The 18,677-nt window shown below is 49.9% G+C and carries 14 protein-coding genes; 5 read left to right on the forward strand and 9 right to left on the reverse strand.

What is annotated here, in order from left to right; translation table 11 throughout:
• Positions 1–97: 97 nt before the first annotated feature.
• The 5 genes from H7F15_RS12550 to H7F15_RS12570 all read right to left on the reverse strand — a co-directional run bounded on the left by H7F15_RS12550 (position 98) and on the right by H7F15_RS12570 (position 3,692).
• Complete coding sequence (locus H7F15_RS12550; protein WP_255481232.1) at positions 98–532, reverse strand: thioesterase family protein; 435 nt, start codon at positions 530–532, stop codon at positions 98–100.
• 84 nt (positions 533–616) lie between these two features.
• Entirely contained in the window at positions 617–1,660 is a 1,044-nt protein-coding gene (locus tag H7F15_RS12555; RefSeq protein WP_185197338.1) for an NAD(P)-dependent alcohol dehydrogenase, read from the reverse strand.
• A 66-nt stretch (positions 1,661–1,726) separates the two neighbouring features.
• On the reverse strand, positions 1,727–2,629 hold the full coding sequence (locus H7F15_RS12560; protein WP_185197339.1) for an SMP-30/gluconolactonase/LRE family protein: 903 nt from the start codon (positions 2,627–2,629) through the stop codon (positions 1,727–1,729).
• An 88-nt stretch (positions 2,630–2,717) separates the two neighbouring features.
• Positions 2,718–3,194: a c-type cytochrome gene (locus H7F15_RS12565; RefSeq protein WP_185197340.1), complete on the reverse strand. Its 477-nt coding sequence runs from the start codon at positions 3,192–3,194 to the stop codon at positions 2,718–2,720.
• A 243-nt stretch (positions 3,195–3,437) separates the two neighbouring features.
• On the reverse strand, positions 3,438–3,692 hold the full coding sequence (locus H7F15_RS12570; protein ID WP_185197341.1) for a hypothetical protein: 255 nt from the start codon (positions 3,690–3,692) through the stop codon (positions 3,438–3,440).
• Between the two features lie 221 nt (positions 3,693–3,913).
• On the opposite strand from H7F15_RS12570, the gene H7F15_RS12575 reads away from it, so the two are divergent.
• From H7F15_RS12575 to H7F15_RS12595, 5 genes are all read left to right on the forward strand, one after another.
• Positions 3,914–5,470 carry a M20/M25/M40 family metallo-hydrolase gene (locus H7F15_RS12575; RefSeq protein WP_185197342.1) on the forward strand — a complete coding sequence of 519 codons (1,557 nt, stop codon included), beginning with the start codon at positions 3,914–3,916 and terminating at the stop codon, positions 5,468–5,470.
• 178 nt (positions 5,471–5,648) lie between these two features.
• On the forward strand, positions 5,649–6,560 hold the full coding sequence (locus H7F15_RS12580) for a universal stress protein (protein ID WP_185197343.1): 912 nt from the start codon (positions 5,649–5,651) through the stop codon (positions 6,558–6,560).
• 174 nt (positions 6,561–6,734) lie between these two features.
• Positions 6,735–8,099 carry a branched-chain amino acid transport system II carrier protein gene (gene brnQ, locus H7F15_RS12585; protein ID WP_185197344.1) on the forward strand — a complete coding sequence of 455 codons (1,365 nt, stop codon included), beginning with the start codon at positions 6,735–6,737 and terminating at the stop codon, positions 8,097–8,099.
• 172 nt (positions 8,100–8,271) lie between these two features.
• Entirely contained in the window at positions 8,272–9,246 is a 975-nt protein-coding gene (gene rluF / locus H7F15_RS12590; RefSeq protein ID WP_185197345.1) for a 23S rRNA pseudouridine(2604) synthase RluF, read from the forward strand.
• 906 nt (positions 9,247–10,152) lie between these two features.
• Positions 10,153–11,139, forward strand: coding sequence for a pseudouridine synthase (locus H7F15_RS12595; protein ID WP_185197346.1), 987 nt, complete (start codon positions 10,153–10,155; stop codon positions 11,137–11,139).
• 95 nt (positions 11,140–11,234) lie between these two features.
• Here H7F15_RS12595 and H7F15_RS12600 read toward each other — a convergent pair whose 3' ends face one another.
• The 4 genes from H7F15_RS12600 to H7F15_RS12615 form a co-directional block, all read right to left on the reverse strand.
• Positions 11,235–12,089 carry a pirin family protein gene (locus H7F15_RS12600; RefSeq protein ID WP_255481233.1) on the reverse strand — a complete coding sequence of 285 codons (855 nt, stop codon included), beginning with the start codon at positions 12,087–12,089 and terminating at the stop codon, positions 11,235–11,237.
• Positions 12,090–12,219: 130 nt separating this feature from the next.
• Positions 12,220–12,915, reverse strand: coding sequence for a type 1 glutamine amidotransferase domain-containing protein (locus H7F15_RS12605; protein ID WP_185197347.1), 696 nt, complete (start codon positions 12,913–12,915; stop codon positions 12,220–12,222).
• A 276-nt stretch (positions 12,916–13,191) separates the two neighbouring features.
• Positions 13,192–14,028, reverse strand: coding sequence for an oxidoreductase (locus tag H7F15_RS12610; RefSeq protein ID WP_185197348.1), 837 nt, complete (start codon positions 14,026–14,028; stop codon positions 13,192–13,194).
• A 69-nt stretch (positions 14,029–14,097) separates the two neighbouring features.
• On the reverse strand, positions 14,098–18,429 hold the full coding sequence (locus tag H7F15_RS12615) for a T9SS type A sorting domain-containing protein (protein WP_185197349.1): 4,332 nt from the start codon (positions 18,427–18,429) through the stop codon (positions 14,098–14,100).
• Positions 18,430–18,677: the final 248 nt, after the last annotated feature.

Raw genomic sequence — 18,677 nt, forward strand, 5'->3', positions numbered from 1 at the left:
CCCAGTTAAAGTACGCTCAATTAACTATAGTTATAAAAAAGGGGCCAGAGGCCCCACTATAAAAAGTCACGAGCGAGGACGCTCGCGCCATGCTTATTTACTCCATCTCCTCAAAATCAGCGCTTCGTTTGATCTGCATAAAGTGTTCTGCCAGTTCGTCTGGTAAGGCGGTTAGTTTGCGTTTCAGTACATCCATCCAGGCGCCATCCACCACTATAACAGCGGCTTTAACGCCATCTTTCTTAAAAATTTCGTGCCGGATGGACCAGCGGGAGCCGTCTTTCCGGGCTTTGCTCAACTCGGTGGTCACAGTTATCGTTTCGTTTGCGCCTATCTCGCGCAGGTAAGTAGTCTCTTCTCTGAAAAGGATCGGGCCGATGTGCAGTTTCTGAAAAACCCTCATGTCTAAGCCCATTTCTTCTAAAATCTCTAAACGGGCTTGTGCAGCAAAATCGGCGTAGGCAGAGTGGCGCATGTGCATGTTGGCATCCAGGTGCGACCACATTACTTTGCCTGTGTAGGTATGGTTCATGGTTATGTTTATAGTTGGAAAATGATCAAATAAAACGGCTTCCACTATAGTAGCAGAAGCCGCCTTCAATATAGTTTATAGTTCTTACAAAGTCGCCATGTCAATCACGAACCTGTACTTCACATCGCTGCGCAACATGCGTTCGTAGGCCGTGTTAATTTCAGCAATCGGAATCAGTTCGATGTCGGACATGATGTTGTGTTCGGCGCAGAAATCGAGCATTTCCTGCGTTTCCTGAATACCCCCGATCATAGAACCCACCAGGCGCTTACGACGGGCAATCAGGCTGAAACCTGCAACCGGAGATGGCTCCGGTGGCGCACCCAGCAGGATCATGGTTCCATCACGCTTCAGCATCGAGAGGTATAGGTTATAGTCGTGCGGTGCTGAAACTGTATCGATGATAAAGTCGAAGGAATTGCGCAGGCTCTTCAGCGTTTCCGGGTCTTTGGTAACGGCAAAGTTGTGAGCTCCCAAGTCGCGGGCATCCTGCTCTTTGTTTGGGGATGTGCTCAGCACGGTTACTTCGGCACCTTTGGCAGCAGCAATTTTAACCGCCATGTGGCCCAGTCCGCCCAAACCAACTATACCTACTCTGTGGCCTTTACCAATCTCCCATTGCATAATAGGCGAATAGGTCGTGATGCCGGCACAAAGCAACGGCGCCGTACGGGCCAGGTCCAGGTTTTTCGGCACTTTAAGGGTATAGTTCTCATCCACCACAATGTGCGACGAATAGCCACCGTAGGTAATAGTTTTGCCATCGCGTTCATAGCTGCTGTACGTACCTACATTGTGCACTTCGCAATATTGCTCTAAGCCTTCCTTGCAACTATGGCACTCACGGCACGAGTCTACAAAACAGCCCACGCCAGCCAGGTCGCCTGCTTTAAACTTCTTTACTTTACTGCCTACTTTAGTTACCACACCCACAATTTCGTGACCGGGAACCAACGGGTACATGGCGCCGCCCCACTCGTTGCGCACCTGGTGCAGGTCGGAGTGGCAAACCCCACAGTACTTTATCTCGATCTGCACATCGTGTTCCCCAACTTCGCGGCGCTCAAAATCCCATGGGCCCAGCGGGCTGGTCGGGTCGAAGGCGGCGTATGCTTTAGCTTTACTCATAGTTTATAGTTTGTTTTAATGGTTTCTGATGAACAGGATGAAGGTTTATTTGTTCAGGCTGATATCCTATAGTTTGATCTTACAGAAATGAGCCGGAACACCTTTAACTCCCGGTTTTACGGCAAATATACCACCGCTCGCCGGATACTTTTTTAAGTCTTTCTCAGAAAGACCTTCGGTTCCGGTTGTAATGTAGAGCGTATCCAGGTTTTTGCCGCCAAAGGCGCAGGCGGTAGTTTGCGGTACCGGCACGGTTATTTTTTGCAGCAACTCTCCTGATTTCGGGTTATAGTTTAAAACAGCTCCTCCGCCGTGCAAAACTATCCAGATGTTATCATTTTCATCAATGGCCATACCATCCGGCGAACCTTCCGATTTTTCGATCTTCACTACTACCCTACCGTTGTTGATCTCGCCACTTTCGAGGTCAAAATCAAATGCCTGCACCTGTTGCGAGCGGGTGTCGATGAAGTACATGGTCTTGTTATCCGCTGTCCAGACAATGCCATTGGAGATGGTCAGGTTATCCAGCATCTGAACTATAGTTTTGTCCAGATCCATCCGGTAAAGTACAGCAGTGCCTTTGCGTTTATCCAGCGCCATGGTTCCCACCCAAAACCTGCCGGCAGCATCGCATTTGCCATCATTAAAACGGATATCATTTTCCTGTATGGGATGTGCTACAAAACTAAGCTCGCCGGTTTGGGTGTCGATCCTGTGGATTCCATTCTGCAAAGCGACCACTGCACCGCCCCGCTCCAGCGGAACTATAGTTCCGACCCGCTCTTTCACGTCAAAGGTTTTGTTTTCGCCGGTTTCCGGGTTAAAGATGTGGAGTTTCCGGCCTTCTATATCTACCCAATAAAGCACATTTTCTGTCGGGTGCCAGATCGGCCCCTCTGCCAAGGTAGCTTTGGCATCCAGTACCAGTTCAGCTTTTTTAGTCTGTATTCCTGAATTGAAGTTCATACCCAACAAAAACGGAATTGCAAAAGAAAAGGCTGAAAACTGCCGCACCGGACAATTTTCAGCCTTTACATTAGTAGCAGACCTGCGCTTATTTGTTCAGAGACAGCACGTAACGGGCAATGTTCTGCGCGTCTTCTTTCTTCATATCTGCGTGCGGAGGCATTGGGATCTCACCCCAGACGCCGGAGCCACCCTTAATGATCTTCTCAGCCAGGTAATCTACGTTCTTGTCGTTAAACTCATATTTAGCAGCTACATCGTTGTAAGATGGCCCCACCACTTTCTGTTCTACTTTATGGCAGGCAAGGCAGTCTGATTTGGCCATCAGGGCCGTAGCTACTTCTTCGTACTGGTTCTTCGGTTCGGCTGGTGCTGTAGCAGCAGAGTCCGTCATTTCGTTGGTGGCAGCTGTTGCACCGGTTTTGGTCTGCGGCGCGTTCTTCATAGCAGTAGCTACAGAGTCGCGGTAATCCTGCTCATAATAACGGTCGTATTCCGATTTTTTATCGCTACCACAGGCTGCGAGCACCGCACAGCAGGTTACGGTGAATAATAGCTTTTTCATGCGTTTGGTATTTATGTTTTGCAATGTGAGTACGTACTACAGGCACAAAATTAGCCTTTAACTATAGCCAAGCAAATTATATTACAAAAAGCGCATATTCCTGCTACCGGCTACTGTAACCGATACCGGTTTTGCTGCTGTTTTGTTGTGAAACGGCATCTTTTAGCTCCCTACTACTTTGTTCTGTTGCAGACTGCATGCGTGCCTGACCAGCTTCCGGATGCGGTTAACCAGGGCCTGCTGCTACCTTTCCAGCTCACCTATATTCACCTCATTTAGGTAGGGCTCAAAAATAGCTATTTTGCTGGCGGCCTCTTTAAACGTACTGAACACCTGCGCCTGCTCGCCGCTCCATAGTTCCACAAAACGGTCGTTCAGGGCAAACAGCGTTACATGCCATTGCCCGTATCGCCGGCTGGCAACTATAGTTCCGGTTTTGGCAATCACTTCGGCCTGGCTCCGGAATGGCAGCCGCTCAAACATCGAATATTCCAGCATCTATCGTTCTCCCTGGTATGCTTATGTAAGTACGAATACGGGCAATTAGTTTCTGTAAAACTATAAAAATACAGGCGCAGGCAGCATTAAACCAACAATTGACCCATGTTATAACTGCAATTCAGAATATTCAGGTTTTCAGATTAAACCTTTATGCCTAACTTGACTCTAAACCCTGAACAAAATAAACTATCATTGCTAATCACCCTTATCTTACCTGTATGAAGAAGAAATTACAATCCTTCGTAGTACTGCTGTTTCTGGCCGGCGGCCTTGCCCACGCACAGGCGCCCAAAGACCCGGTAGTTGAAAACATTGTAAAAGAAGCCACCGAAAACTCGCAGCTCGAGACACTGGCCCACGAACTGTTAGACGGTATTGGCCCACGCCTGGTGGGTACTCCGCAAATGCAGCAGGCCAACGACTGGGCAGTAGCCAAGTACAAAAGCTGGGGCATAGATGCCCGCAACGAAAAATGGGGCGAGTGGCGCGGCTGGGAACGCGGCATTACGCACATCGACATGGTGCACCCGCGCCTGCAGACCCTGGATGGCATACAACTGGCCTGGAACCCAGGCACAAAAGGCAAAGGCGTAACAGCGGAACTGATCATCTTACCGGACCTGGCCGACTCGATCGCTTTCCAGAAGTGGTTGCCGAGCGTAAAAGGGAAACTGGTAATGATCTCGATGATGCAGCCAAGCGGCCGTCCGGAGTATAACTGGAAAGAGTTTGCTACTGAAGAGTCGCTGAAGAAGATGCAGGAAGAGCGCAAAAAAGCGACTGACAACTGGAACGAGCGCATCAAAAAAACCGGCCTGAACACCCGCACCCTGCCTGTAGCCCTGGAGAAAGCCGGCGCTGCTGGTGTGGTTACCTCTAACTGGTCCGGCGGTTTTGGCGTGAACAAAATTTTCGGTGCTTATACTAAAAAGATCCCGACTGTAGATATTGAGCTGGAAGACTATGGCATGCTGTATCGCTTGGTGGAGTCTGGCAGAAAACCACAGATCCGCATCCAGGCCGAATCTAAGAACCTGAAAAATGCCCCTGCTTTCAACACGATCGCCGAAATTAAAGGCACCGAGAAACCAGATGAGTACGTGATCCTGTCGGCCCACTTCGACTCTTGGGATGGCGGAACCGGCGCAACCGACAATGGTACCGGAACTATAGTGATGATGGAAGCCATGCGCATCCTGAAAAAAATGTATCCTAACCCGAAACGCACTATCCTTGCTGGCCACTGGGGCAGCGAAGAGCAGGGCCTGAACGGCTCGCGTGCTTTTGTGGCAGATAACCCGCAGATTGTAGCTAAAACCATGGCTGTTTTTAACCAGGATAACGGTACCGGCCGTGTGGCGAACATCTCTGGCCAGGGGTTCCTACATGCCTATGATTACCTGGGCCGCTGGCTGAGCGCTGCTCCGCGCGAGATCACAAGCGGTATCGAGACGCAGTTTCCGGGCTTCCCGGGTGGTGGTGGCTCCGACCATGCCTCGTTTGTGGCAGCCGGTGCTCCGGGCTTTATGCTGAGCTCGCTTAACTGGTCGTACGGCAACTATACCTGGCACACCAACCGCGATACTTATGATAAGATCGTGTTTGATGATGTGCGCAGCAATGCCATACTGGTAGCTATACTTGCCTACAAAGCCAGCGAAGAGCCGGAACTGTTTAACCGTGAGCGCATTAAATTACCAAACAACCCACGCACCGGCGAGCCAATGACCTGGCCTGCCCAGCGCGAGCCTACCCGTAAAGGTGGCTTAGACTAATATTTTTCCTGTTTACGATTGCTGAAAAGGCTGCCTACCGGCAGCCTTTTTGGTTTTAAAGCTGATATATCTCATACTCCACTACTGACATTAAGCAACGTTTCCGGCAGCGGAAGGCAGTACTTTTACAGTATAGTTGTTCCTTAACAGGCGAACTGAACCTAACCCGACAGCAGCCATGAAAAATATAATAGTACCCGTCGATTACTCCGAAAACTCCCGCAACGCCCTGACCTATGCTTTTGAGATAGCACAGCTGGCAGGTGCCAGGATCATTCTTTTCCACGCTTTTTACCCGATTATGTCGCCCCCGGCTGCCTACGATGCCATGGATGTGATAAAGGCCCTGGAAGAAGGCAAAACCAAAGCCCTGCTGGAATTTGGAGTACTAACCAAGCAGGACCTGAACACCCGTAGCAGTGAGGAGGGCAAATTTGATACAGTACCCCTGAAAGCTGTTGCCCGCATGGGCGGCTCTTATGAGAAAATACTGGAAGCGATTGCTACCTTTGAGGCGGACCTGGTGATTATGGGGATGCAGGGCGGCGATGCCATTGCGCAGGCGCTGCTTGGCAGTACTACCATTTCGGTGATGCAGGCGAGCCAGGTGCCCGTGCTGGCCGTACCAAAAGGAGTACACTTCGATAAGTTTGCAACTATAGTTTTCGCGGTTAACCTGAGCAAACTGCACGCCCAGGCTGATCTCCACTTCCTGAGCCATTTTGTACAGACCTTTAAGGCAAACCTACAGGTGCTGCACCTTTACAAGAACGAAGCCCAGCGCGATACTTTCGACACGACACAGCCACTTCAGCACCTGACAGAACAGTTTAAGGCTATTCCTTACACCATCAATTTTGATGTGCAGGAAGATGTGGCACGGGGCATCCAGAACTTTATCCGGACCGAGAAAGCTGACCTGCTGGTACTGATACCGCAACCCCATAACATGGTAGCACGGCTGCTGGACAAAAGTGTGACCGGCCGGATAACCGCACGCCCGCGTGTGCCGCTGCTGGCCTTGCCGGCTTCTACCCTGCAACCAGGGAAACCCGACACCTTAAAACAGGAAAGCGAGGTAAAACTATAGTTACAGAGGGCACAGTTCTTGCTACAATTCTATTTTAGAAATTTACAATTTCTATAGTGCAGCGGTGTTCTTACAGGCAATAGCACTTAGCTAAAACCCGAAATATGTGTAGGATTTTGAAAATTAGAGTGTTTACTTGCAGAACGATTATTTAACAGTACCAATTCAGCAGTCTTGAAAAATACCAATCTCTCCGTTAAAGAAACCATTACTATTGGTTTTATGCTATTTGCTGTTTTCTTCGGCGCAGGCAATCTTATCTTTCCGTTATCACTTGGTCAGGCTTCCGGCACCAACCTTTTACCCGCTATTATCGGGTTTCTGCTAACAGGTGTAGGCATGCCGTTGTTGGGTGTCATTGCCATCGGGGTCTCCAGGAACGAAGACATTCAGGCTATTTCGGCCAGGGTACATCCGCTGTTTGGTTTGCTGTTCCCGATCATTATTTACCTGACCATAGGCCCCCTGTTTGCAGTACCCAGAACGGCTACAGTTTCTTATGAAATAGGTGTTTCGCCTTTCCTGCCTGAGGCCTTGAAGACCTCTGCCTGGGGCATGGTGCTGTATTCTATCGTATTTTTTGCTGTTACCTACTGGCTCTCGCTTAACCCGGGCAAGGTGGTGGATCGCATCGGCATGATCCTGACCCCGATTCTTTTGTTTGTGTTGCTGGTGCTGCTGGTTGCCACCTTCGTTAATCCGTTGGGTGTTATACAAACCCCGCTGGCCGCTTACGAGAGCGCTCCGTTCTTTAAAGGCTTTAAGGAAGGCTACCTGACCATGGATACCATCTGTGCTGTTATATTTGGCATGATCGTGATCGAGGCTATCCGGGCAAAGGGCGTGGAAAGCAGCCGCAGCATTGCTAAAGTCTGTACAAAGGCCGGGTTAATTGCAGCAACCGGTCTGGCTGTAGTTTATGTAGGTCTTTCTTATGCAGGTGCAACCAGCGTTATTCCATTAGGCCACCTCGATAACGGCGGACAGATCATTACCGGTGTTTCGCAGTTACAGTTTGGGGTATACGGCAGCTTTGTGCTGGGTATTGCGGTGCTGTTTGCCTGTTTTACAACCAGCATCGGGTTGGTTGTGGCCTGCTCGGCTTATTTTAACAGGATCTATCCAGCCATTTCCTACAAAACCTATGTGGCCATCTTAACTATAGTTAGTACGCTGATCTCGAATGTAGGCCTTACCCAGATCATCTCTTTTTCGGTACCGGTACTGGCAGCCATTTACCCGATCGTGATCGTGCTCATAGCTTTAACCTTGCTGGGTGCTGTACTGGGCAAACGAAACAGTGTATATACCTGGTCGGTACTTTTTACAGGAATTGTAAGTTTTGTAGATGGCTTCAACGCGGCCGGTATCGAGCTTACGATCAGCAAGATATTCGCCGAATACCTGCCGCTCTATAGTTTGGGCATGGGCTGGTTGCTTCCGGCTATAGTAGGCGCGCTGGTAGGCTACCTACTCTCTATCAGGCAGCAAAAATTAGCTGTAATTGAAGTAGAAGTAAAAGAAAAGACAGCCGCTTAAAGCTGGAACATATACAGAATCAAAAAAGGCAGCCCTGCGAGGTTGCCTTTTTGCTTTACTTCGGCCCATTTTTGTTCAGAAAACACCCGGGCAGGTATTTTACTGTTCGTTTTCCGTAACTTTGAATTTTAATTCAGGATAAATCAGCTGCGCCAAGGCTGCCTGCTCAACTATGGAACCGATCAGATTAAACAAGATTATAAGCGAAACCGGCATTTGCTCGCGCCGCGAAGCCGACAAAATGATTGAACAGGGCCGCGTTACCGTAAATGGCAAGCAACCCGAAATTGGAGCCAAAGTAACCGCCCGCGACAAAGTACGGGTAGATGGCCGCTTACTGGAAGTAGACGCCGTAGAGCCTGTATACCTGCTGCTTAATAAACCTGTGGGTATCGAAACCACCACCGACCAATCGCAGCGCGACAATATCATTAGCTTTGTAAATTACCCCGAGCGCATTTTTCCGGTAGGCCGACTGGATAAAGATTCGGAAGGCCTGATCATCCTGACAAACAACGGCGACATTGTAAACAAGATTCTCCGGGCCGGAAACAACCACGAAAAGGAATACATTGTAACCGTAGACAAGCCTATAAACCAGAGCTTTGTAGAGCGCATGAGCAATGGCGTTTCTATACTTGGCGTGAATACCAAAAAGTGTTTTGTAGAACAGCTTGGTCCAAACAAATTCCGCATCATCCTTACCCAGGGCATGAACCGCCAAATCCGCCGCATGACAGAGGCGTTAGGTTACGAAGTACAAACCCTGCAGCGTATCCGTATCATGCACCTGTCGCTGAACAAGATTCCGCTGGGCCAGTGGCGCGAAATGACCGAAGCCGAACTGACCGAATTGATGCGTCTTGTTTCCGGATCAGTGAAAACAGCAGAAGGATCGACCCCTAATAAGAGCAGTAACGCAGGAAAAAACAGCGGCCACAGCAACAGAGCAAACACCCGTAATACAGGTGCTGCTTCCGGCAAGTCTTCCCGCCCGGGCGGTGCCTCTAAAACCGGCGGCAAAAAAACAGCCTCCGCCAAGCGCGACAAACCCAAAACCTCGTCCGGCAACCGCGGCTCCCGTGGCGCTGCCAAAAGCAATACCAGCGGCCGGTCGGGTGGCAGAAGTGGTGGTAAACGAAGGTAGTCTAATTTGAATCAGGATTTACAGGATTACCTCACCCCAGCCCTCTCCTTTTATCGAGGGCCCCTACCCCTAAAACAGGAGAGGGAGACTATTCTAGTCGCTGTAGTTAGGTTATAGTTGCAGTGGTTCAAACCACCCCTGCCCCTCCTTAACCAAGGAGGGGAATTTTGGCTATAGCTATAGTTGAACTTATAGTTTTATAGTTACTGCTTTAACACCCCTGTAGTCCCCTCAAGGGGACAGTCTCCGTCTTTGCTATAGTTTGAATTTTAGTTCTATAGTTACAGGCCATGAGCGGACAGGTCGCGACCTGTCCCTACAGAATTATGACCACGAGAAAAACCGATCTACTTTAACCAAGAGCAGGTACAGCAACAATAGCTAAGGCAGCAGCTATCGAATGTGCTATCAGTCTTTGGGTTGAGCGCCTTTGACTTGTTGCGGTGCCGCAGGCAATCCGAGGCACGAGGATAGCAAGAAGGCAGCAGCGCGATGCCCGAAGACGGGGCCTCCCGGCCCAGGAGGGAGCCAAATGAACTATAAAACTATAGGTAAGTAGAGCTCCCAGGATTAAAGGTAACTATAGAACTATGGCTTGTGTCGAATAGTAGGCAAAGTCAACTATAGAACTATAGCCTTTGTACTTCAACTATAGGCTGAGATAGATTTCTCACTCTGTTCGAAATGACAGAAGAGTAGAAAAGAGTTATCAGACACATAAGATGTCTCGGCTGCGCTCGACAATACTAACTATAGCCTACAGAAGATAAAACAGACTATCGCTCAGCTTGCCAGAAGAGAAATCATAATTAAAAAAGGGAAAGCCAGCCTTTTCCTGTAATTTTACAGCAGGAATAAAACTGGCGTGCACGGAACATAGTAACAGGACCATACGCTACCCATACCATGGAACCAAAGAGACTGAATAAATTTATAAGCGACAGCGGCTTTTGCTCGCGTCGTGAGGCAGACCGGCTGATAGAAGAAGAACGTGTAACCGTAAATGGCAGACTGCCGGAGCCGGGCATGCTGGTAACACCCAAAGACAAGGTGCGGATAGACGACGAGATACTGCGCGTGCGGGAGGAGAAACCTGCTTTCCTGGTAGTGAACAAACCTGTGGGGATGTCGGCTAAGTCGGACCCGGCGATACGCGATAACGTGGTGCGCGCTATTAATTACCCGGCTTCGCTGGAGCCGGCCGGCTATATGGAACGCGACCACGAAGGCCTGGTTATCCTGAGCAACGATACAGAACTGGTGCGGCAGATCACACGCCTCGATAACCGGTTCGAGAAGGAATTTATTGTAACGGTTGATAAGATTATCACGCCGGAATTTATTGCGAAACTGATCGGGGGTGGCGAAGATGAAAAAGGCGAAAAGCTGCAGAAGACCTTTATTGCCAAAGAAGCATCTACCCGCTTCAGGATTGTACTGACACCAGGCACCAACCACAACCTGAAAATGCTCTGCGAAAACCTGGGCTACAAAGTAGTGCACCTGCAGCGCGTCCGGATAGAGAACATTACGCTGGCCAAACTGGCAAGCGGTCATTGGCGCACCTTAACCGGCTCCGAAGTACAGCACCTGCGCGACATAGTAACCGGAAAAGCCAGCAGAGTTGAAAGCAGCAGAGAACGCGGCGCTACCTATAGTTCGGATCGTGGTGGCAGGAAAGAAGGTGCAAAACAGAACCCGGGTATAAAAGTAGCCAAAGTAGGCAGCACACCACGCATTGGTAAAAGCAGACCCAAAGAGAGCGGCCCCAAAAAAGGCGGGGCCGGCAGTGCAAAAGGCGCTCGTGGCAGCAGCAGAACTACCAAACCTGCCTCAAGGCCAACCGGGCAAAGCTCCCGCAAAAGTACATCCGGCCCGAAACGCAGTAGGTAAGCTTTGTGTGTCGTGTTTGGTGTTTCGTAATTCGTAGATAGTAGTTTTTTCTGCCTTACAATCTAAATACGACACACAAAACACCATTCTGACACCTACTTCCACACGCCCATTTTGCCTTGCTGGTAATCGCGGAAGGCCTGGTGAATTTCTTCTTCGGTGTTCATTACGAATGGCCCATGCGACACAACCGGCTCGTTAAACGGTTTGGCGTGGCCGAGCAGGATGTAACTGTCTTCAAGGGCTTCTACCGTCAGTTCATCGCCTTCGTTGGTGAACTCTACGAGGTGCAGTTTTTCAGCAGTTTTGCCGTTGATGGTTACCGTGCCTCGCACTACGTAAAAAAAGATGTTGTGCGCCTCTTCTATAGTTGTGGTTAAGCGGCCGCCTGCTTTCAGCTCGATGCTGGCCATATGAATGTCGCTGATGGAAGGGATCGGGCCTTTGGTATCGCGCCAGTTGCCGGAGATCACGTTCACTTTTACTTTGCCGCCGTCTTCTTCTACCACCGGTATGGCTTCTTTCTGTAAACCGATATAGTTTGGTTTCGCCATTTTGTGACTGGCCGGCAGGTTAAACCATAGTTGCAGAATTTCCAGCGGCCCTCCCTCCTGCTTAAACTTTTCTGATGATACCTCGGCATGGATCAGGCCGGAGCCAGCGGTCATCCATTGTACCCCGCCAGCTTCTATCACATCTTTGCCGCCACCGGTGTCCTGGTGCATGATATCGCCTTCCAGAATAAACGTAAGCGTCTCGAAACCACGGTGCGGATGCGGGCCAAATGGCAGTCCATAGTTGTTCGGCTTATAGATCTGTGGCCCGTGGTGGTTCAGGAACAGGAACGGGTCGATGTACTCTACGGAGTTGGTGGGCAGCGCGCGGTAGGTTACCAGGTCGCCCATGGGAGCGTAAACCGCTTTGTGTATTTTTCGGATGCTTCTGTTCATGTAGGTAGAAATCGGGTTATAGTGTAGGTACCTGAAACTACACAAATTGTTCAACTATAGTTAAAATGACAAAGTCCCGCCACAGCTTTTGCCGGACAGGGCTTTATCATGCTATCATTTAAATTTCAGATCAGGCTGTCTGGCGTTCTTTCCGCAGCATTTTCAGCAAGGCTTCGGCCGCGGGTTCCGATGATGCCGGGTTTTGCCCTGTGATCAGCAAACCATCAGTTACCACGTAAGGTTGCCAGTCTGCCGCTTTGCTATAGTTGCCGCCCAGTTCCTTCAGCTTATCTTCCACTAAAAACGGTACAATGTTGGTCAGTTGCACGGCTTCTTCTTCGGAGTTGGTAAAGCCAGCTACTTTTTTTCCTTTTACCAGCGGCTCACCGTTTTCGGTTTTGGCCTGGGTTAATACGGCCGGACCATGGCACACGGCCGCCACCGGTTTTTTCGCGCTGTAAAATGCTTCAATCAGCCTGATGGAGTCTTTGTCGGTAGCCAGGTCCCAGAGCGGCCCGTGCCCGCCGGGGTAAAATACAGCATCATAGTCTTCGGCCCGCACCTCGCTCAGCTTTTTAGTTCTGGAGAGTTTGTGCTGCAGGTCTTCGTCTTCGTAAAACCGTTTGGTTGCCGGCGTCTGCGCATCGGGTTCCGTACTTTTCGGGTCGATGGGTGGCTGTCCGCCTTTCGGGGAGGCCAGTTCTATGTTCACGCCTTCGTCGGCCAGGGTATAGTAGGGCGCGGCAAATTCTTCTACCCAAAAACCGGTCTTTTTGCCGGTATCACCCAGTTTGTCATGCGATGTTAGCACAAATAATACGTTCATAGCTTGTAGTTTATAGTTATCCTTTATCTAACTATAGCATTGCAGATTTGTTCAGGGTGACTATGGAATTAGAAATTAGAAATTAAAAATGCGGATTTTGAGAGGGAACCAAACTATAGTTACCAGAAAGCCTGTTGTCCTACGGCTGCTATTGTAATGTCTTCTTCAAATTTACCCTAACACAAACTGAACATGGAAGCCGCAAAGCCCAATGTTCAGTTTGGTATTCTGCAATATGAACAATTGACTATTGCTCGTCAGGTGATTGTTTAGAAGTTATGCATCAAAAGATGTTTTGGAAGCAATGCTTTCCCAGGCCTGCACATCCTGCTCCACCTGTTCCAGCTTTTTACGGACAGCCGTGATGGCCGTGCTACCCAACGGCAGGCGCAACGGTGGATTCTCAGCATTCACAACCTGCACAATAACCTGCGCTGCTTTTACCGGATCGCCTTCCTGCTGGCCGGCATAGCCTAAAATGGTGTTTTTAAAGACGCGGGCTGTTTGTTCGTAGGCAGGCAGTTCCTGTTTTGCAGCTCGTATGCTGGAGCCCGCAAAATTGGTCCGGAACGGTCCCGGTTCCACTATGATCACATGAATGCCCAGCGGTTTCACTTCCAGCGCAAGTGCCTCGCTCATCCCTTCCAAAGCAAATTTGCAGGCATTGTACACGCCAAAGCCCTGCGTGCTCCGGAAACCGGCTGCCGACGACATCTGCAGTATATGCCCGCTGCCCCGCTCGCGCATGTGCGGCAGTACAGCTTTGGTAACCTGCAGTGCCCCAAAGAAATTGGCCTCCATCACCTCTCTGAAATCAGCTATAGTTGCCTCCTCCACGGCTCCCAGAAAACCGAAACCGGCATTATTTACCAGCACATCAATCCGGCCCATGTGCTTTATGGCGGCCTCTACCGTAGCTTTTACCCCATCGGCATTGGTCACATCCATCAGGTAAGCAAAGGTATTGCCCGGCGATATGGCGTTAAATTCTTCGAGTTGCCGGTGTTGCCGCACTGTACCGATCACTTTGTCGCCCTGTCTGGCAACTTCTTCGGCCAGCGCTCGGCCAAAGCCACCCGATACACCGGTAATAAACCAAACTTTATTGCTCATAGCTTCCGATTTAGTAGTTTCTGCAAAGTAAAACTATACGGAAGCTATGGCAACAAGTGATGGTATTATTTACCACAGCACTACCCTGCGCGAGTACATACCCTCTTTAGTTGTAAACTGCAGGATGTAAAGGCCGCGGGCTGCCTGCCCCAGTTGTAAGGTTTCAGTAAAGGCTCCTGCCTGGCCGGTATATACTTTTTCGAGGATGATGCGGCCGCGGGCATCCACCAGGCGCAGCGTGGCATCGGTGCGTTGCGGCAGATCCACTTCCAGGTACAGCTTATCTTTTGCCGGGTTCGGGAACATCACAAACTTATGCGGCGGCTCTTCGTCTTCCACGCCAGTCGGGGTGCAGGTTGCTTCTACAACTATAGTTTGCGTAGCTGTGGCCGTGCAGTTGCTGGCATTGGTGTAACTATAGGTAATAGTGTGAGTACCCTCTCCTGCTGTTGCCGGGTTAAAAATGCCGTTGCTCACGCCCGGACCACTATAGGTACCGCCGGCCGGTTGTCCGCCGGTCAGGGTTATCGTCGTTCCTCCCACACAGGTCTTATCAAAAGCACTCAGGCTTACGGTTGGTGCTGGTGCGAGAGTAATTTTCACGGCTTCGCTGGTGCTGCTGCAACTGCCCGATGTAACAACTCTTCTGAACCAGGTAGTAGCGTTCAGGGTGCCCGGGCTATAGTTCTGAGTGGTGGCTCCCTGTATGTTGGTGTAACTGGTACCGTCTGTGCTTTGCTGCCACTGGTAACTATAGGTGCCGGCTCCACCGGTCGGGGTGCTTCCCTGCAGCATTTCAGCGGCTGCTCCGCCACAAAGGGTCTGGTTACCGGTGGCAATGCTGTTACTGCGGACGTTGCTGCTTACATTTACAGCCACCGCCTGCGCAGTAGCCTGACAGGAACCACTGCTTATGGTAACGGTGTAGTTGCCACTTTGAGTAGCATTGTAGGTTGCCGCCGTAGCCCCCGATATAGCTGTACCATTGCGCTGCCATTGATAACTATAGTTGTCTCCGGTACTGGCTTGTAGGGTTACCGAGCCGCCTTCGCAGAAAGTGGTGTTGCCGGTTGTGGTTATAGTGGCGGTTGGCGCCGCATTTACGGTTACAGTTACCTGGTCGGTAGCAGTGCAGCCATTGGAGTTGCTTACAGTTACGGTATAAGTGGTTGTCTGGCCCGGCGTTGCTGTCGGGTTAGCCACATTGGTAGCAGACAAGCCCGTTGCCGGCGACCAACTATAGGTAGTACCTCCGGATACCTGCAACTGTACACTTCCGCCAGCACATATCGTTTTATCTTCTCCTGCCGAAGCCGTTACAGCTGCCGCTACTGTTACCCTGACTGCGGTAGAGGTAGCCGGGCAACCTCCTGCATTTTGTATCACTACGGCATAATCGCCGGCGGTAGTGGCAGTGTAAGTGCTGCCGGTAGCGTTGCTGATGGCGCTGCCGTTACGGAGCCACTGGTAGGTCAGTCCGGTACCTGTTGTGGCAGTGAGCTTAACTGACCCGCCTGCACAAAGGGCAGTGCTGCCATCTGGCGTTATAGTTGCCGCTGGCACTGCCGATACATTCACAGCCATAGTTGCGGGTTCTGAGCTTCCGCAGCTGTTCTGCGCTTTTACAGAAATGCTGCCGCTTGCCGTGCCTGCCGTTACGGTTATAGTTCGTGAGCCCTGTCCGCCTGTTATGGTAAAACCAGCAGGTACCGACCAGGTGTAGGAAGTTGCGCCTGTTACTGCTGATATACTATAGGTAAGACCAGTTGCGCCGGCACAAACGGTGGCATCGCCGGTTATGGTTCCGGCAGCAGCCACGGCCGGGGTTACGGTTATAGTTTTGGTTGATCTGACGGTACAGCTGTTCTGGGTAATGGTGTACGTTAACGTATGCGTCCCCACGCCTGCAGTAGCTGGATTAAACAAGCCATTCGCACTCACACCCGGCCCGGACCACGTACCTCCAGCCGGACTGAATCCTGACAAAGTAAGTGCACTTGCATTCTCGCAGATACTTTGGTTTTCGCCGGCATTTACGGTTGGTGGTGTCGTAACCGTTACTTTTGTTACGGCCGATGTGGTGGTACAGCCAGAACTGTTGGAGACGCGCACAGCATACGCTCCGCTGGCCTGTGTGGTAAAGGAGCTGCCGGTTGCGTTGTTAATCACGTTTCCGTCTTTCAGCCACTGGTAAGTAAGGCCGGAGCCTGTGTTGGCTGTTAAGGTTACCGAACTGCCTTCGCAGAAAGTGGTAGCGCCGCTGGCAGTTATAGTTGCCGCCGGTGCCGGGTTTACAGTTACAGTTACCTGGTCGGTATCGGTACAGCCATTAGCGTTGCTCACTGTAACGGTGTAGGTTGTAGTTTGCGCTGGCGAGGCTGTAGGGTTAGCTACATTGGTTGCAGACAAGCCTGTTGCTGGTGTCCAACTATAGGTAGTTCCTCCGGATGCCTGGAGCTGCACGTTTGCACCGGCACAGATCACTTTATCTTCACCAGCCGATGCTGTTACGCCAGTGGTTACATTTACTGCTATGGCCGCTGATGTAGCAGAACAGTTACCGGCATTCACTACTACTGTATAGTTGCCTGCGGTTGTAGCCGTATAGGTTGCTGTAGTAGCACCGTTTATTGCCGAGCCATTGCGCAGCCACTGGTAACTATAGCCTGTTCCGGAATCAGCAGTTAAAACTACAGAACCTCCTGTACAGAAGGTAGTCGCGCCGCCAGCTGTAATTTTTGCTACAGGTGCCGGGTTAACAGTAACTACTACCTGGTCGGTGGCAGTGCAGCCTTCGGCGTTGGTAACAGTAACGGTGTAATTAGTGGTTTGCGCTGGTGATGCAGTGGGATTCGCCACGTTGGTAGCAGACAAGCCTGTAGCCGGAGACCAACTATAGGTTGTACCGCCTGTTGCCTGGAGCTGCACATTTCCGCCTGCGCATATTTGTTTATCTGAGCCGGCGCTGGCTGTGAAACCGGAGCAGTCCTGGTAGCGTGCAGTTATCAGGTTTACAAGTGTATTAAAGGAAGGCAAAGTAGAGATAGCTCCTGTAAAGTATAAACTTGTATCATTTATAAAACTGACGCCGGCATTTCCCTCCCGAGAAGTGGTATGCTCCATTACCTGACGCCATGTTTCTTTTCCATCCTTATTGAAGGTCGCTAAAATCAGCTTCGGGTATTCTGTATAAACTTCTGCCATACCCAATTGTGTAACCCTGAGGAATGAATAACTACCTGCAATGGCTATACTTCCATCTGCCTTCACGGCCATGCCATTCTTTGAAGAGGGCGCAAAGTAACGCACCATATTATCGGCTTCGTACACATTAAAAGTATGGTACCAGATATGGTCGGCATTTGGGTTTACCCGCGTCATGAAATGGTCCCAGGTGATGCGGTATTTCAGCAGCCGACCTAACACTATAATATCTTCATTTGCAGCGAAAACAGCATCAAACAATACTGCTTCATCAGTTTTACCTATTCCCTTTTTGTAGATCAGTGTACCAGTTGGGGTCGTTTTATAAAAGAAAACCTGCTTTTCGGAGCCATTATAGCCCCCTTCTTTATTCACGAGTATATAAATCTCGCCAGCTTTGGTGATCATTATCTTTTCAGCGGTCTCACCATAACCAGGGATGCGAGGTGTATTGAATACCTGTTGCATTTGCTCTTCGCCTGTTGCCGCATCAAATTTTAACAGAATAATACTTTCGTTACCAACATTTAAAGAGGAGGAGGAGGTAGCCACGAATACACCTCCTTTATTGTCGACAGCTATTGTTTCTCCTGCCCCTAACCCTGCTACTTTGCTAGTCCAGAGCGCTGTACCTGCTGCAGAAAGCTTTTGTGTGCTCAATACACTTGTACCGTTGTCACTGATCAAACCTGTCAGGTAAATATTTCCAGCTGCATCCAGCTCCATAGTTGCTATACTAAATATAGTCCCCGGTGCACCGTCAAAAGTCTTGTTCCAGATTAAATTTCCGGATGGTCCATACTTAAGGAGCTGATTTCCCCATAGGGCATAAATGTTATTTGCGTTATCTAAATGTAGAGCACGGTTTGATGGGAAATTGTCATTTGTTTCCTGCCTGGCTGTCCAGAGTTGCTTGCCTGTTGCATCGTATTTAAATAAGGTAAGACCCGACCCTAAAATAACCAGATTACCAGCTCCATCAACTTGCTGCTCGACAAAACCATTGCCCGAACCCGAACTATGCTTATAAGGTGGCGTTTCCCAGACCTTGGTGAGCTGGGCGGCAGCCGGAGCAGTAACCAGGAAGAACATAAAAAAAGCCGGTAACATATAGTAAAGGCAACTATAGTTCCGGCCAGAAGTGCTGGTAACAGAGGATTGCGGGAAGATGTACTTTCTGCGTAAAATTTGTTTCATAGCGGTGATTTAGAGGGTTCAGAAAATAAAGGTGCATCAGCATCTGCAGCTTAATACGCAGATTATCAGCACCGGACAGGCCAAAACACGTTGAGAAGAACTTTACCTTATATAATACTCTATTTTATTACCAAAGTTATATAACATGAAAATTTCATCAGAAGTGAGTATGACAGGATGTGTTATAGTAGCCAGGTTTCAGAAGCATACAACTATGAGCACCTGAAACAGCTGATCTATAGTTTGAT

This window comes from Pontibacter sp. Tf4 (assembly GCF_014212495.1).
GTDB lineage: Bacteria > Bacteroidota > Bacteroidia > Cytophagales > Hymenobacteraceae > Pontibacter.